Annotated in this window: 17 protein-coding genes and 3 pseudogenes; 16 read left to right on the plus strand and 4 right to left on the minus strand. The window is 39.0% G+C overall.

The genetic code is table 11. The features are described from left to right. Positions 1-40 precede the first annotated feature (40 nt). The 6 genes and pseudogenes from yfcC (at position 41) to CK1_RS01040 (ending at position 6,426) form a co-directional block, all read left to right on the plus strand. Positions 41-1,561 (plus strand): annotated as a pseudogene (gene yfcC, locus CK1_RS18720) (putative basic amino acid antiporter YfcC). 32 nt (positions 1,562-1,593) lie between these two features. Next, positions 1,594-2,742: a beta-aspartyl-peptidase gene (iadA, locus tag CK1_RS01020; RefSeq protein ID WP_015524493.1), complete on the plus strand. Its 1,149-nt coding sequence runs from the start codon at positions 1,594-1,596 to the stop codon at positions 2,740-2,742. 84 nt (positions 2,743-2,826) lie between these two features. Continuing rightward, positions 2,827-3,861, plus strand: a complete 1,035-nt coding sequence (locus tag CK1_RS01025; protein ID WP_015524494.1) for an alcohol dehydrogenase — start codon at positions 2,827-2,829, stop codon at positions 3,859-3,861. Between the two features lie 54 nt (positions 3,862-3,915). Then, positions 3,916-4,251: an AEC family transporter gene (locus tag CK1_RS01030; RefSeq protein WP_330383229.1), complete on the plus strand. Its 336-nt coding sequence runs from the start codon at positions 3,916-3,918 to the stop codon at positions 4,249-4,251. A gap of 455 nt (positions 4,252-4,706) precedes the next feature. Then, a complete protein-coding gene (locus CK1_RS01035) occupies positions 4,707-5,129 on the plus strand; it encodes a MarR family winged helix-turn-helix transcriptional regulator (protein ID WP_015524496.1) in 423 nt (140 codons plus the stop codon). Between the two features lie 14 nt (positions 5,130-5,143). Then, a pseudogene (locus CK1_RS01040) lies at positions 5,144-6,426 on the plus strand (DUF6198 family protein). A gap of 151 nt (positions 6,427-6,577) precedes the next feature. Here the strand turns inward: CK1_RS01040 and CK1_RS17750 are convergent. Then, positions 6,578-6,817 carry a helix-turn-helix transcriptional regulator gene (locus tag CK1_RS17750; RefSeq protein ID WP_110102405.1) on the minus strand — a complete coding sequence of 80 codons (240 nt, stop codon included), beginning with the start codon at positions 6,815-6,817 and terminating at the stop codon, positions 6,578-6,580. A gap of 17 nt (positions 6,818-6,834) precedes the next feature. Here CK1_RS17750 and CK1_RS01045 point away from each other — a divergent pair, with 17 nt between their 5' ends. After that, positions 6,835-7,011, plus strand: a complete 177-nt coding sequence (locus tag CK1_RS01045; protein ID WP_015524499.1) for a sporulation initiation factor Spo0A C-terminal domain-containing protein — start codon at positions 6,835-6,837, stop codon at positions 7,009-7,011. 32 nt (positions 7,012-7,043) lie between these two features. On the opposite strand, the gene CK1_RS01050 is transcribed toward CK1_RS01045, so the two are convergent. Further along, on the minus strand, positions 7,044-7,451 hold the full coding sequence (locus tag CK1_RS01050) for an Rrf2 family transcriptional regulator (RefSeq protein ID WP_353611094.1): 408 nt from the start codon (positions 7,449-7,451) through the stop codon (positions 7,044-7,046). 440 nt (positions 7,452-7,891) lie between these two features. Here CK1_RS01050 and CK1_RS01055 point away from each other — a divergent pair, with 440 nt between their 5' ends. After that, on the plus strand, positions 7,892-8,518 hold the full coding sequence (locus CK1_RS01055; RefSeq protein WP_015524501.1) for a DUF3786 domain-containing protein: 627 nt from the start codon (positions 7,892-7,894) through the stop codon (positions 8,516-8,518). Between the two features lie 118 nt (positions 8,519-8,636). On the opposite strand, the gene CK1_RS01060 is transcribed toward CK1_RS01055, so the two are convergent. Further along, on the minus strand, positions 8,637-9,113 hold the full coding sequence (locus CK1_RS01060) for a TetR/AcrR family transcriptional regulator (RefSeq protein ID WP_015524502.1): 477 nt from the start codon (positions 9,111-9,113) through the stop codon (positions 8,637-8,639). A gap of 140 nt (positions 9,114-9,253) precedes the next feature. Between CK1_RS01060 and CK1_RS01065 the strand changes: the two genes are divergently transcribed. The 7 genes and pseudogenes from CK1_RS01065 to CK1_RS01095 all read left to right on the plus strand — a co-directional run. Continuing rightward, positions 9,254-10,024, plus strand: a complete 771-nt coding sequence (locus tag CK1_RS01065; RefSeq protein ID WP_015524503.1) for an ATP-binding protein — start codon at positions 9,254-9,256, stop codon at positions 10,022-10,024. Between the two features lie 85 nt (positions 10,025-10,109). Further along, entirely contained in the window at positions 10,110-11,042 is a 933-nt protein-coding gene (locus CK1_RS01070) for an AAA family ATPase (protein ID WP_015524504.1), read from the plus strand. 6 nt (positions 11,043-11,048) lie between these two features. Continuing rightward, positions 11,049-11,780 carry a hypothetical protein gene (locus CK1_RS01075; RefSeq protein ID WP_015524505.1) on the plus strand — a complete coding sequence of 244 codons (732 nt, stop codon included), beginning with the start codon at positions 11,049-11,051 and terminating at the stop codon, positions 11,778-11,780. A 345-nt stretch (positions 11,781-12,125) separates the two neighbouring features. Beyond that, entirely contained in the window at positions 12,126-12,581 is a 456-nt protein-coding gene (locus CK1_RS01080) for a cobaltochelatase CobT-related protein (RefSeq protein WP_306288666.1), read from the plus strand. Between the two features lie 29 nt (positions 12,582-12,610). After that, positions 12,611-12,862 (plus strand): vWA domain-containing protein, encoded by a 252-nt coding sequence (locus CK1_RS01085; protein ID WP_306288667.1) that lies wholly within the window; start codon positions 12,611-12,613, stop codon positions 12,860-12,862. A gap of 16 nt (positions 12,863-12,878) precedes the next feature. Continuing rightward, positions 12,879-13,073: a hypothetical protein gene (locus CK1_RS01090; RefSeq protein WP_015524507.1), complete on the plus strand. Its 195-nt coding sequence runs from the start codon at positions 12,879-12,881 to the stop codon at positions 13,071-13,073. Between the two features lie 22 nt (positions 13,074-13,095). Further along, positions 13,096-13,412 (plus strand): annotated as a pseudogene (locus CK1_RS01095) (nucleotide-binding protein); the annotation flags it as partial. 69 nt (positions 13,413-13,481) lie between these two features. Here the strand turns inward: CK1_RS01095 and CK1_RS01100 are convergent. Further along, positions 13,482-14,849, minus strand: coding sequence for an SLC13 family permease (locus tag CK1_RS01100; RefSeq protein ID WP_015524509.1), 1,368 nt, complete (start codon positions 14,847-14,849; stop codon positions 13,482-13,484). Positions 14,850-15,036: 187 nt separating this feature from the next. On the opposite strand from CK1_RS01100, the gene CK1_RS01105 reads away from it, so the two are divergent. Continuing rightward, positions 15,037-15,219 carry a hypothetical protein gene (locus CK1_RS01105; RefSeq protein ID WP_015524510.1) on the plus strand — a complete coding sequence of 61 codons (183 nt, stop codon included), beginning with the start codon at positions 15,037-15,039 and terminating at the stop codon, positions 15,217-15,219. The last annotated feature ends 1,262 nt before the right edge of the window (positions 15,220-16,481 follow it).

The raw sequence follows: 16,481 nt of genomic DNA on the forward strand, positions 1-16,481 counted from the left end.
TATTGACAGGTTTAATGAAAAATGGGAGGGAGATTCAAAAATGAGCAAAAACGAAGGAAAAGGGTTAAAGTCTTTTAACAAGGGATTCCAAGTGCCTGATACCTACATTATCATCTTTTTTGTAGTTGTTTTCGCAGCACTTATGACATTTCTTGTACCAAAGGGATTTTACGAAACACAGGATATTTCATATATGATCAATGGTGTTGAGAAAACCCGCACAGTAATCAAAGACGGAAGTTTCCAGTATCTGACAGATGATACAGGAAATGTAGTAACAGAAGGAGTAGCACTCTTTAGTGGAGATGGTGGAACAGGATTTTTCAACTATATGTATAACGGAATCGTAAATAGTTCTGCAATCGAGATTATCGCATTTCTTATGGTAGTAGGTGGTGCATTCGGTATCATGATCCGTACAGGTGCGATTGAATCCGGATTGATCGGATTGATCCGTAAGGCAGAGGGAGCAGAAAAACTACTGATTCCGATACTTTTCGTACTGTTTTCTCTTGGTGGAGCAGTTTTCGGGATGGGAGAAGAAGCGCTTCCGTTTACTATGATTCTTTGTCCGTTGTTTGTAGCAGTTGGATATGATTCAGTTATCGCAGTTCTTGTTACTTATGTTGCAACACAGATTGGTTTTGGTTCATCTTGGATGAATCCATTCTCTGTAGGTATTGCACAGGGTATTGCAGGTATTGACGTATTCTCCGGAGCAGGATTCCGTATGGTAATGTGGGTAGTATTTACAGCACTCGGCTGTGGAATGACTATGTTCTATGCATCAAAGATCAAAAAGACTCCGACAATCTCAATCGCATATAAGACTGATTCATATTTCCGTGAGCAGAATGAAAAACAGGAATTGACGAAGGACATTCATTTGGTCTTGGACACATTTTAGTTCTTCTGACACTGGCTGCTACAGTAGTATGGGTAGTTTGGGGAGTTATGACTCAGGGATACTACATGCCGGAGATTGCTACACAGTTCTTTATTATGGGAATTGTTTCCGGTGTGATCGGAGTTATCTTTAAAACTGAACGACATGAAACTGAATGATATCGCAATATCATTCAAAGATGGAGCAAAAGATCTGATTGGTGCTGCACTTGTTGTTGCTATGGCACAGGGTATCATGCAGGTTCTTGGTGGATCTGATCCGACCACACCTACAGTTATCAATACAATTATGTATAATATTTCAAATGCATTGTCTGGAGTTTCCGGAGCGGTTGCAGCAGTACTTATGTATCTGTTCCAGTCCGTATTTAACTTCTTTGTTGTATCCGGAACAGGACAGGCTGCGATCACAATGCCGATCATGGCTCCACTGTCAGACCTGTTAGGTGTTTCACGACAGACAGCTGTAGTTGCATTCCAGCTTGGTGATGCATTTACAAACCTGATTGTTCCTACATCCGGATGTCTGATCGGATCTCTTGCAATTGCAAAGATTGAGTGGTCTAACTGGATTAAATTCATGTGGAAATTCCTTGGCGTCTTAATGATTGGTGCAATCATTACAGTTCTTATTGCAGTTGGAATTGGATTCTAAAACATGCATTGGATAATTGGGAGTGATTTATGATGAAATTAATTCAGAATATTGATGTTTATGCTCCACAGCATCTGGGGAAAAAAGATGTACTTGTGATCAATGATAAGATTATTAAGATTAAAGATCCAGGTTCTATATCCGCAGACGGATTTCTTTCTGAGGCAGAAATGATCAATGGAGAGGGGTTACTTTTAACTCCGGGATTCATTGATAGTCATGTTCATGTACTCGGAGGCGGTGGCGAAGGTGGATTCGCCAATCGTACTCCAGAAGCAACTATGGAAGGACTTACGAAGTTTGGAGTAACAACAGTTGTTGGCTGTCTTGGAACAGATGGAATCGGTCGTGATATATGTGCACTGGTTGCAAAGACAAAAGGATTGAATGAGCAGGGAATGTCTGCATACTGTTATACAGGCAGTTATCAGATTCCGGTTCGTACGTTGACTGACAGTATTGTGAAAGATATTATGATGATTCAGGAAATCATTGGAACTGGAGAAATCGCGATCTCTGATCATCGGTCTTCACAGCCGACTTTTGAGGAATTTGTACGTGTCGTTGCGGATACAAGACTTGGTGGTGTTCTTTCCGGGAAAGCTGGTATTGTAAATGTTCATCTTGGTGACAGTCCGAGATGCTTAGATCTTATTGAACGGGTGGTAGATGAGACAGAGATACCGACTTCTCAAATACTGCCAACACATATCAATCGAAATGAGCTGCTTTTCTGCAAGTCAATGGAATATGCGCTGAAAGGCGGAGCAGTAGATTTTACCGGAAATGAAGATATTGACTATTGGGAAACTATCTGTGATGAGGTACGAGTATGTAATGGTATCAAACGGATGTTAGATGCAGGAGTAAATCCTAACCGCATGACAATTTCTTCTGATGGACAGGGAAGCCTTCCGATGTACAGTAGTGATGGCGAATTTCTTGGAATGGGCGTTGGACAGTCCAGCTGCCTTCTGAAGGAAGTTAAAGAGTGTGTGTTTAAAGCGGATATCCCGTTGGAAATTGCACTTTCAACAATAACATCCAATCCGGCAGAAATCCTTCGCCTTAATGGAAAAGGAAAGATTGAAGAGGGCTATGATGCGGATCTTTGTATCCTGGATCAGGACCTGCAGCTTGTTGAGGTAATAGCAAGAGGTAAAACAGTGTATACAAAATAGAATTAGAAATATCCGGTATAAGAACAGATGTGTTCCGTACCGGATATTTTACTAGCATACATTCTAATAGATGGGGGCAAAATAATGCTGACTTATACATATGTTTCAAAGGGAAAATTTGAACTAATGGAAAAACCGAAACCAGTGCTCATGCATGAACGAGATGCCATTGTAAAGGTGACACTGGCCAGCATCTGTTCCAGTGACCTGCATATTAAACACGGAAGTGTTCCGCGTGCAGTCCCGGGAATTACAGTTGGCCATGAGATGGTAGGTATTGTTGAGGCAGTCGGTTCTAAGGTGACGCATGTAAAACCGGGAGACCGGGTGACTGTAAATGTAGAAACCTTTTGCGGAGAGTGTTTTTTCTGTAAGAAAGGATATGTAAACAATTGTACCGACAAGAATGGTGGCTGGGCACTTGGCTGTCGTATCGATGGGGGACAGGCAGAATATGTCCGGGTTCCTTTTGCAGATCAGGGATTGAATAAAATCCCGGAAGGTGTTACGGACAGACAGGCTTTACTGGTAGGAGATGTTCTTGCTACTGGTTATTGGGCAGCACGTATTTCTGAAATCACAGAGGAAGATACCGTACTGATCATTGGAGCCGGTCCAACAGGAATATGTACTTTACTTAGTGTTATGCTGAAAAACCCAGCGAAGATCATTATATGTGAAAAGGACGAGACACGTATTCGCTTTATTAATGAGCATTATCCGGAGATTCTTACTGTTTCACCGGAAGACTGTAAAGAGTTTGTTAAGACTAATAGTGAGCATGGTGGAGCTGATGCAGTCCTTGAAGTTGCCGGAGCAGAATCGACATTTAAACTGGCGTGGGAATGTGCCCGACCAAATGCAATCGTGACAGTGGTTGCGCTTTACGATAAAGCGCAGATGTTACCACTCCCAGATATGTATGGTAAAAATCTCACTTTTAAAACAGGTGGAGTGGATGGCTGCGATTGCGAAGAAATTCTGAAGCTGATATCAGAAGGTAAGATCAACACGGAACCGCTGATTACGCATACCTATCCGTTAAACAGGATTGAAGAGGCATATGAATTGTTCGAAAATAAGAGAGATGGTGTGATTAAAGTAGCAGTGGAATGCTGAGAAACAGGTACGGGAGGCTGAACAATAGTAAGTTTATTACAAGTAATTTTACCCGTGATCATAATGCTTATTATTGGGATGATCTGCAGAGAGAAAAAACTGATCCGCCCAGAGGGAATTGAAGGACTTCAGGCATTGGTTATGAATTTTACACTTCCAATCTCATTGTTTTATATTTTTTATCGGGCAAGTATTAAAGCAGATACTGTGATATTTCCGGTTATCTTCTTCGTAGTGACCGCAGGTGGGATTTTTGCAGGAAGGCTGCTTTGTAAACTTGTAAAAGAAAAGGATGTCTATTTTCCCTTTACACTGACAGGATATGAAGCTGGAATGCTGGGATATGCTCTGTTTGGTATTCTGCTTGGAAATGATAAGATCACGCAATAACTTGCTTAATCTTGCCCCATTTTGCCAAGATGGCAGCTAAAACACACATTTCACAAATCCCCGAAATCCATTGCAAAACAGGGCATTTCCGGGCAAATCAAGGAGAAATAAAACAATGATAAAAATATTTTTCATCTGCCACGGCACTCTTTGAAAGATTCTTCAAAAAGCCAGTAAAATCAAGGTCTGGAAGGCATAGGCGGTTAGAAAATAACCCGAAAATAACCCATGGGATTTTGTGCAGATATTACATGTAAATATAGATGATGTTTGGGATGCAACATGATAGAAGAGCTGTAAGATTTTGAAAAGAAAATCTTATGGCTCTTTTTGCAAACAAATAGAAGAGGAAAATAGTGGTGAAAAAGTTATTGACATACACCACGAATATAGTTATAATTCTAAATGTTTGAATTATAACTATTTATATGATAAAAGAAGGAGCTAAATAATAAATGGATGATTCATTTCACTACCTGTCTATGATAAACCATATGACTGTCCAGAAAAAACTAATGGAACAGCTGGCAGACACAGGCCTTACCTTGGGACAGCCCAAAGTATTGGATTACCTGAAAGATCACGATGGTGCCAGCCAGAAAGAGATTGCGGCAGGATGCCTCATCGAGGCAGGATCTTTAACGTCCATTTTGAACCGTATGGAAGAAAAAGGTCTGATCGAAAGAAAAATGCTCAATGGAAACCGTCGTACTTTTCATATTTTTATGACAGAATCCGGAAAGAAAAATCAGAAGCTTGTGGAGGAGGCTTTTAAGAAGATAGAAAAAACTGCATTAAATGGTATTTCCGAAGAAGAGCAGAAGTTGTTTATGGATATTTTTTGCCGGATCTATCGAAATCTTGCAGATATGAAATGAGGGGGAAATAAAAAATGGAGAAACGAAAACGATATTTAATATTTCTGGTGGGATTGTTTGTAAACTCCCTGGGAGTCAGTCTGATCACAAAGGCAAACCTAGGAACATCCCCGATTTCATCAATTCCTTACGTATTAAGTCTTAATTTTCCATTTACACTTGGAAATTTTACCATCTTTTTCAGTATCTTTCTGATCGTACTGCAGTTGATCATCCTGAGAAAGAACTTTAAATTGGAGCACATCCTTCAGATTCCGGTATCCATCATATTTGGATATTTTATTGATCTTACCATGATTCTTTTTTCCTGGGTCAATCCGGAAGCGTACATCATGAAGATTGTATATCTTCTCATCGGATGTCTGATTCTTGGCGTAGGTGTATATATGGAGGTCTTGGCAGACGTTGTCATGCTTCCGGGAGAATCTTTTGTCCGTGCTATTGTTCTTACATGGAAAACAAATTTCGGAACAACCAAGATCTGTTTTGATGTATCCATGTCAGTGATCGCTGCTGTACTTTCTTTCGTATTTGCAGGAAGACTGGCTGGTGTAAGAGAAGGTACCGTTATTGCTGCCCTTCTGGTAGGCTTTATCGCCAGACTCATCGGTAAGAAACTTGTATTCCTGAAAGATATGATTTTCCTGGAAAGCGTATCTGCAGAAAACGAGAACGAAGCAAAAGAACAGACAGCAGGAACCTATGGAAAAAATGTTATCGCCATTGGAAGACAGTTTGGAAGTGGCGGCCACGATATTGGCAAGATTCTTGCAGAAAAGTTGGGATATGATTTTTATGATGCGGAGATTATCCAGATGACAGCAGGAACCACCGGATACACACCGGAATTTATCAAGAAAAACGAAGAGATCATGACAAACAGTCTCATCTATGATCTGGTTAATCAGATGTATCTGAATGCGGATATGCAGGATGAAGCACCGAAGGATAAGATTTTCGAGGCAGAATGTCAGGTTGTACGTAATCTTGCGAAAAAAGGCAACTGCGTGATAGTAGGCCGTTGTGCAGATTACGTTCTCAGAAATTCCGGAAACTGTCTGAAAGTATTTTTTCAGCGCCTCTTGTGAGCAGAATTAGAAGAGTGGCACAGAGACAGAATATCTCCGAGGGAGAAGCCAAAGCTACGGTTCAGAAAAATGAAAAACTCCGTGCAGATAACTACCGTTATTACACCCGCCGTATGTGGGGTGCAGCCGGAAACTTTGATCTCAGCCTGAATACAGATTTGGGAGAAGAATATATTGAGAACTGCATCCGCAGTGCTATGAAACTGTAAAAATATATAAAGCCTTATAATATTTGTCGTAAATGATATAGCCCCTTAAGGAACAGTCAATCTAAAAATCATATTTGAGGGACATATTATTTGCAGTAATATTATAAGGCTTTTTCTTTTCTATTGTATACAGATAAGACACATACAGGACTTATAAAGTATTTCGGTATTCCGCTGGTGTCATATGGAACTTTTTCTCAAAAATTTTATAAAAATGCGTAATGTTGGAATAACCGATCTCTTCCATGACAGCAGTAACAGAACGATCAGGCTGCTTTAACATTTTCGCCGCTCTGGACAGACGTATATTCTGGATAAGAGAAGAAAAAGTCTGTCCCGTATAATTTTTTAGGATAAAAAGCAGGAATCCTCGGCAATCAATTACCGAGATGAAAGCGTAAACTGTGCATGTCTACACTCATAATAAATGAAAAGATTGCAGAAAAGTACAACACAACACCAGAAGAGGTACGCAGAGAAATGCAGATAGCCATAGATGCAAGATTTGATAATCCTGATCCGGCTGTGCAGGAAGTATTTATGGGAAACCTGAATCCGGTCATAAGGAAGGTGAACCGGATGTAGTAGGAACACTTTCCGTAAATCGGGATGAAAATTTAACCGTGATGGCTAACCGGGGAGATATTGAGGATAGATGTTCGCTGATAATAGGTATTTATGATATCCTGTAAAGTAATCATATTCATTTTTTCTTCAGCAGTTTTTTGGATTTCATTATAGAATTCCTGTAAAGACAACTGAATATTAATGCCAACGCCGCAATCAGGGTTGGTATGAGTATCTAAATGAAGCAGCGGCTTCTCACCTTCAACTGCTTTATAAATATCCAGCAATGTAATCTGATCTGCTGGTTTTGAAAGAGAAGGACGGGCATGTCCGGCTACACTGGTCATAAGTCCGGCTTTTTTTAGTTTTAACATAAGCTGGCGTACAAAGCCGGGATTTGTATGGACACTTTCTGCAATTGAGGCACTGGAGAGAGATTTTTTCCTGGTTGATAGCAATCAGAACCATCACATGAACAGTATCGCTTAATTTTGTTGAATATTTCATGATAAGAAACTCCTTATAGTATGATATAATGATTTTTTTTCACATTTTTGAGACAAAAATATTTCTGGTTTGTCTAAAACATTTCAAGTTCTCAACAGTTCTTTTCAATGTGTTGAGAAACTGTGCATATTTATTATTTTGATGATTGTAAATAATATAATTACAACTATAATGAAATTTAAAGGAAAAGTCAACACAGTAATGAAACTTACGGAGGAGTGTATAATATGCTGATCGTAGACAAATCTATGAAACTATGACTGAGGTAATGAGTTTTGTCCAGGAATGGATAAAAGAGAATCCGGACAAAGTTAGATTTATGAGAACACCAAAATCCTTGTATAAACATTGATTATTACATGATACTATAAATGTTCACAAAGGAGAGCTTATGGAATACAAAAATCAAACAGAAAATCGTGCATTTCAGGAAATGTTGCAGGCAGCAGTAAAACGGCTGCAAAATCGTTCCGGAGAGGATCTTGCTGCAAAAAGTGGGGCTGTTTTTCATAGCAGTCGAAATGTGCTTGAAGTACTGAGTTTTTATGAAACGATTGAAATTCAACTCCCTGAGTTTCGTATTAACTCAAACATGGACGAATGGCATTATCTGACATTGCTGCATTATCTGGATATGGCGGATGGAACAGAAGGTTCACAGAAGCTCATTACTTTTGGTAACCTGAAAGATGGAATGATTCGAGGAACCAAGTTTGACCGGACTGCAGAGCAGAAACTGGAAAAGCTTTTGCAGGATAAAGATCCTGAGAAAATTCAGAAAGCATGTAAAAACCTGGGTGCAGAATTCACAGAGACAAAGGCGGATCTGTGTGCTGTTTTTCCAGTTCTGCCAAGATATCCGGTAACTTTAAAGATATGGTTTGCAGATGAAGAATTTCCTGCATCTGGCAAAATATTTCTTCAGGATCATGCCGATCATTATCTGAGTGTAGAAGATGCGGTAACAGTTGGAGAAATTTTGCTGCAAAAATTATCGGAAGCATTTTCTTCCCTCTGATCATGGATCAGAAAACTTTCCAGTCCGGCTTTGATAAATTTGTCAATTGTTGTCTGAATCTGTTTCCAGTCATTACAGTGATTGCGTAGCATCAGTCTGTTGATGGAAAGGCAGCCATTCATTTGAAAATAAAAACCGATTCTGCCTGCTCAAAGGTCAGGAGGCTGTGTGACATAAGCCAGGTCACATAGCCTTCTTTTGTATTTTCTGCTAATTTTTCCAGAAGAATGGGGGCAATTGCATCATCCAGAAACAGTGCCCTGTATTGTGATTCCATCTGTATTTTCTGACAGAACGGATAGGAACAGCTTTTTTGATTTAGACAGAATAAATGATCTACAGTTGTTAACATATCCTGAGTCATATCATTAAAAATATCTGATAATACATCATGGATATCGTAGTAATGAAGATAAAAAGTGCCACGGTTGATTTCAGCATTTTTGCAGATCTCTGTAACTGTAATTTTCGTAAAACTCTTCTGCTTTAACAATTCTAAGAACGTATCTTTTATGGTTTGCCTGGTATAGCGGGTACGGCGATCTTGTTTTCTCGTTTTTCTGACATTATATACTCCTGTATTATTTGGTATCATATGATTCCTCAACAATTTTTCTGATGTGTTGAGTAGCCATACAAATCTCACAGATTGATTATTGTAATTTATATAGTAACAACTATAATGAGATTTAAAGAAAAAGTCAACAGATTGTTCAGAATTTTAGGAGGAAAAACATGGGACATGTAATTGCTGTATCAGGAAAAGGCGGTGTAGGGAAAACAACCCTTTGTGGATTGTTGATTCAATATTTATGTGAAAATGGAAAACATCCGGTTTTAGCTGTAGATGCAGATGCAAATGCGAATTTGAATGAAGTGCTCGGCGTTGAACCGGAGATTACACTCGGAGAACTGAGAGAAGAGATTGAACGTGCAGGAGTTGATCCACGGTATCAGATTCCGACAGGAATAACAAAACAGGCTTATCTGGAAATGCGTCTCTCCGATGCAATTGCAGAAGAAGATGATTATGATTTGATGGTAATGGGGCGAACCCAGGGACAGGGCTGCTATTGTTTTGTAAATGGTCTTGTGCAGACCCAGGTTCAGAAACTGCAAAGCCATTATCCATATATTGTGGTTGATAACGAAGCAGGTATGGAACATATCAGCAGAGGAATCCTGCCAATGATGGAAGTTGCGATTCTTGTAAGTGACTGTTCAAGAAGAGGTGTTCAGGCGGCCGGACGTATTGCAAAGCTGATGAAGGAGTTAAACTTTAAACCACAGAAAACCGGATTGATCGTGAATCGTGTTCCAGATGGAAAATTGGATGCCGGAACTCTGGAAGAAATCCGAAATCAGGGACTGGAACTGTTAGGGGTTGTACCACATGATGACCAGGTATATCAGTATGACTGTGATGGAAAGCCGATCATACGGCTTCCGAAAGATTCTCCTGTAAGAAGTGCACTGGGAGAAATTGTAAAGAAGTTAGGATTGTGAGCTGGAGGATTGAAAGTTTGAAGATTGAGTAAACAGAAATATTATCTGATTTGGTATAACCAATTGCAAAGAAAGGAAAATCCTCATGAGAAATCATTGGACAGAAATAGAAAAATATTTAGAAGACCAGAAGATAGCGCAGGAACTGATTGGAGAACTGAGAGATTTTCACATGCGTTATGAGGTAAAGGATCAGGTAAAGGAACGAGTAGAAAAACCGGATATCCTATTTTATGGGAAAAAGATTCTGGAAATGTCAATAGCAGCGCTTCTTCAGGGAGATAACCTGTTACTTTCCGGTGCGAAAGCTACAGGAAAAAATGTACTATGCGAGACACTGGCATGGATATTCGGAAGACCGGAATACGACATTTCTTTTCATGTAAATACAGACAGTGCCGATCTGATCGGAACGGATACCTTTATAAATAATGAGGTTCGTCTTCGGAAAGGCCCCATCTACCAATGCGCGGAATTTGGAGGATTTGGAATCCTGGACGAAATCAATATGGCAAAAAATGATGCGGTTTCTGTATTGCATGCCACACTGGATCATAGGCGCAGAATCGATATTCCAGGATATAACAGAATTTTACTTCATCCGGCAACACGATTTATCGGCACGATGAATTATGGTTACGCAGGTACCAGAGAGCTAAATGAAGCATTGGTTTCAAGGTTTATGGTAATTGATATGCCTGAAATGGATGAGGATAGTGTCCTTTTTGTATTAAGACAACATTTTCCAGATGGGAAAAAAAGTGCACTGAAAGCATTTGCAGGACTGTTTCTGGATTTGCAGATCAAAGCTTATCATGGAGAAATCTCAACAAAATCTCTTGACCTGAGAGGATTGGTTTCTGCTGTAAAAGCAACAAGAAGCGGACTTTCTCCAATTGATGCAATCCAGATGGGGATCATAAATAAAAGTTTTGATGTATTTGAAAAAGAGATCGTAGAAGATGTGGTTTCTACCAGAATCCCATCTTCCTGGACCGGAAAAGATATATGGGGGTAAGCTTGTATGGAGGATGTCAGATGGCCGGCGGAACAACTGGAAGAACATCGTCTGGAGATCAGTAATCGTATCAGAAATCTTTTTTGGACAGTCAGTGGTGATTATGATATGGAATTTGAACCGGATACAGAAAAATATGTTTATTCAAAACAAACGGTTCTGTATGAGGCAGTGAAGCAGGGTGCCTTTGCACGATATTTTGATCAGAAGAAACTTGGCATGTATTTGATGAAAAAATTACATTTTTCTGCTGGAGAAGATATGCTTTTGCCTCTTGCCGGATTATGCATGGATGCTGCAGTGAATCGGTTTATCATTCGAGAACGTTTGGGAACAAAGGAAATCAGAGAACAGGCGTTCAGAAAATTGGAAAAGGCCGAGGAAGAGCAGGTATCAGACAAAGCTGGAACAGACCTGATTCACAGGATTAGGCTTCTGTATATAAGGCATGTTCTGGAGAACACAGACGATGAGGGAATGGATCCACAGGCAGAGATTGCATTGTACAAGATTCTTTCTCTGAAGGATGCGGAAAATACGGAAGAGGTCATAAACGTGATAGATGAGATTTATAATCATGTTCTGGATCCCTCTTTTGAAAAAAGGAATGGAAATCTGGAGAAGATTTTGAATTTACCGGATATGGCATTGGCCAATGATGCGTGGCAGGAATGCATGACGGATGAACAGATGGAGGACATCATTCAAAAATATCTTTCTAATCTCAAAAAAAGATGATGAGTCTGGATATCAGAAACAAAAAGAAAAAAGATCTTATTTTTCTCCGGAAAAAGAAGAAGTTCCGGAAAGCCCGGAGAATATAAATCCACAGGCAGTGCGACGGATACGGGAATATGTGGAACTGAATTACGGAAAATCGTATCTAAGTGAATCGGAGCAGGCCAGAGTCAACCGGAAATTTTGTACAGGAATCCACAAAAACTGTATCCTGTATCTTACAGATGGAATTTTACAGAACCCTGTGATAAAAAATAATCAATACCGTTTTTCTCAGCTGCAGTTTGAAAAAATAAAGCCTATTATGGAAATAATCACTGGATCATCAAAAGAAATATTTCTGAGTTGGCAGAGTCACTGAAACGGGCATTTATAATCCGAAAGGATGATTTTGTCAGCAGATCTGATGCAGGGCAGCTTGTTCCTGAAAGGTTATGGAAAATTGGAAGAACAGACGATGACAAGTTATTTAATAGAAAAAAGAGATCAGAAGATTCTGAGTTTGTAATAGATGTCCTGATTGATTCCAGTGGTTCCCAAGCTGGCAGACAGGCTCAGGTAGCGGCACAGGGATATATTATCAGTGAAGCATTAAGCCAGGCAGGAATTCCTCATCGGGTGACAGGATACTGTGCTTTCTGGGGATATACAGTACTTCAGAGATTTCGGGATTATGAAGATCCAAGGGAAACAAATGAAAGAATCTTTCAATTTCGGGCGTATGCCAATAACAGAGATGGGCTTGCACTGAAAACAGTCTGTTCCTCTCTCATGGAGCGACCGGAAAAAATAAGATTTTAATCGTATTAAGTGATGGAAAACCCTGTGATATGAGCATACAACGACTAGGAACCCGCCAGCCCAAGATCTATGACGGAGAAGGAGCTGTGAAAGATACTGCATATGAGGTGCGTCGGGCCAGAAATCAGGGAATTTTCGTAATTGGTATTTTTGTAGGGAATGAAGAAGAACTCTCCGTGGAAAAGAGAATCTATGGAAAAGATTTTGCCTATATTCGTAATATCAGCAATTTTTCCCGTATAGTAGGAACTTTTTTGCGAAGACAAATTGATATGGAATGAAAATGGAGGAATCACTATGGGTAAAATTGAATTTTCCAATTGCCAGGATGTAAGAAATCAGAAAAAGATACAGGAATTAGATTGCCCACGCTGTCATGAACCGGGAGGCATTGAAGCCTTTGTGAAAGACGGGATACTTGCAGAGGATGGAGTATGTGATAACTGCGGATATATTCTTCCAGAAGGAACAGAACTGGAGGAAGTGGAGTAAGAAGCATTTAAGGAGACAACAGATGAAAATTGCTGTAACTGGAAAAGGCGGAGTAGGGAAAACCACGATATCTGCAGTATTAGCACGGCTGTATGCAGAAGAAGGGAAAAAGTATTTGCTGTAGATGTGGATCCAGATGCAAATCTTGGACTTGCACTGGGTTTTTCAGAGGAAGAACTGGAGAGTATTACGCCTATCAGTAAAATGAGAGGGTTGATCGAGGAGAGAACAGGTGCAGATAAAAGTAATACTTTTTATAAAGTCAATCCAAAAGTGGATGATATTCCTGAAATTTACGGAAAAGAAAATAATGGTGTTCGACTTCTGGTTTTGGGAACTGGTCCTATGTCAAGATTTAGTACAAGTTAAAAAACAAAATATCTGCTGTTGGAGCAAACTCATTATACATCAGAAAGCCCTGTACGATATTTTTTTATGAAAAAGTTGTAAAGTGGTGTAAAGATTAATGATCTTTGTATTGGCACCGAAAATATATTTATTTCTCCGCGGCTTTTCTTCCAGGATGTGAGAGTGCCGCGGAGAATTTTTTTGCGAAGAAAGAATTGCTATAGCTTTTGTAATTCCGGGAAAACCTTTATCTAAGAAAAAATACAATATTAACATGAATATCATGAATATAATATTGGAGGCTGTGAATATTCCCAAATACTTCCCTCTCAGATTCCTGTTTTCTTTTGCAATATATTTGAAACTTATCAGGCTTGCCATGGATGCAATCAGAGTGCCGAGACCTCCAATATTGGTTCCGACAATTAAAGCCCGGCAATTATCTGTAAAGCCGGATAAAAGAAGCGCAGCGGGAACATTGCTCATAATCTGACTGGCAAGAACAGCAGTAAGTGTTTCCCTTCCTGCCATGATTCTTTCCAGAAAACTGCTGAATTGCGGAATCCTTCCAAGGTTGCCGATAAAAATAAATAATGCGATAAAGGTGGCAAGCAGGGAGTAATCCACCCTGCTTATATTTTCCCTGTTTCTTAGCAGCATATATATAAGAACCAATACAAGAGGAATCTGGTATGGAATGATACGTGCAACAGTGAGCAGGCAGATTGTAAATAAGATCAGGTAAGCGGCCAGGTATTCCATGTTAAGTTCTTTTCTGTCAGAGAATCCCAAAAGAGTTTTATCTTTTTCGGAACCGCATACGTGAGGTGCTTTGGCAGCGGCTACCTGTATCCATATCAGAAGAAGGATAAGTGCTGTGGCGGAATAGGGAAGCATCAGGGTTATTAATTCTGCCGCGGACATCCCTGCTCTGGCATATAGATAAAGGTTCTGCGGATTTCCGATTGGTGTGAGCATGCTTCCGAGATTAGCAGCGATTGTCTGCATGGCTACAATTTTAAGAAGCCAGTAATTGCCCAGTTCCTTTGGCAGTTTATGCACAATGATCAGTGCAAGAGGAACAAAAGTAATCAATGCCACATCATTGGTGATCACCATTGACAGGAAGAAACATAAGAGTACCAACAGCCTGATCACACCCACAGTTCCCGATGTTCCCATAAGCAATTTTTTGGCAAGTATATCAAAAACACCAACAGCCTTCAAACCAGCTACAATTGCCATCAAACAGAAGAGGAGCCCGAGAGTCCTGAAATCGATATAAGTAAAATAAGCCTTATCCGGTCTGACCCAGAACATAGAAAGAAGCGCCAGGATCACTGCAATTGACAAAACGGTTTCTTTCCTGAAAAAACATATAATTTTTGTAACATAATATTTCCTTTCCGGTCTGATACGACCGCGCATAAGTATATCACAGAAACATCCAGAAAAAAGAATATCATTTTGTATTGTGGATTGTGTTTGCGATTACCGCCACATTCCTGTATAATAAAAATGTTATCAATGGCGACATCATTTCAAAAGTTCAGAATATGAAAGGAAAACGTTTTGGAAGAACTATACAGAAAATATCAGGGAAAAACAATAAAAGATGACTATGGGAAAAAATTCCAAGGAATTTATAGATTTTGCAAATGACATGAAAAATAGCATGAAAATTAATGCCGCAAAATATGGATTAAGGCTTATTACCTTTGAGACGGGGCATTACGATATGTGCGGATATTTTAAGGACAACGAAACAAAAAAAGTATGCATATTTTTCATTCCATGAATGCAGGAACCACCCCATAGATTTCGACATGATGAACTCTAAGGGATTTCTCGTCCGTTCTGCAAAAGGATTGAACGATTGCACTGGAGGATACAACAACTTTACGGACTTGAAGGGATTTTTCCAATTTTCTCTATTTTTTTCATAATGATCACCACTTTACAACTTTTTCATAAAAAATATCGTACAGGACTTTCTGATGTATAATGAATTTGACCCAAAACATTACAAAGGAAAGTGACCCTGTACGACAAAAACAATATACAACGAAAAAACACTGATTGGTAGACTTCATCAATATTTTTTGATTTATTTTGAAACTTTTTCTGTTCCAACAGCAGATACCTTATTTCTGCTGATATTATCCATACTAACCTTAGAATCTGCACATTCCATCCGGTTTCTGTATCAGCATTTTTTATCCGAAATAACGGAGAAATCACTGAATGTATTTTATTATGCATGTTCCTATAATATTGGATATGGATGTTCATGTAATGCAGTTAAATGATTAAAGTGAAGAAAGATTTTAGCACTGCATTTTAAAGATATTAGAAGATTAATTAAGTTGGGAAATTTGTTTGAGCAGTAGTCTGCACCCCCTAAACTGACTACGATTTAACTACTACAGATGGAAATGATTTGCTTCATTTTGCACTTTTTTGCAAAAAATGTAGTAAATGAGAAGAAAACTACGATACCTTGAAATGCTGATAAAACCTTGCAAAATACGGCATTTCAAGGCAATTTGAGAGGAGAAAAAACAATGATTCGAGTACTTTTCGTATGCCACGGCAGTGTTTAAGGGACGGAGCAAAAGCCTTGAGTTTATTGGGTTCCTTGGATGGAAATGTAGAATTTACACCTTATTTACACCTTTGGAAGATCGGATTGGAAAAGCTGAAATAATAATATAAATGCGTGGGAGAAATCCTACGCTTTTTACATATAATCGCACAATTTGAATGAAAAAGCCTCATGATCATGTGGGAAAATGAAAGTAAAACTTATTAGATGATATAATGTATTAATTTGTAATTTGAAAGAATATTTGAGGTTTATAGGAATTTATCTGACGGTATACACCTACCATATAGTAGTTATAAAATAGAACGGTATAAATGGATAGTTAGGTAAGAAGATAAAGGTTGTTTAATTGTTAAAAGCTCTTGCGGAAAAAAGCATTTTAAAATAATATATGATTGTAAGAGATGTATAATTTTTACAATGGAGAATAAGATATGTTTGGTAAGAACCAGATC

It is taken from the genome of Ruminococcus sp. SR1/5 (genome assembly GCF_000209835.1).
Lineage (GTDB): Bacteria > Bacillota > Clostridia > Lachnospirales > Lachnospiraceae > Blautia_A > Blautia_A fusiformis.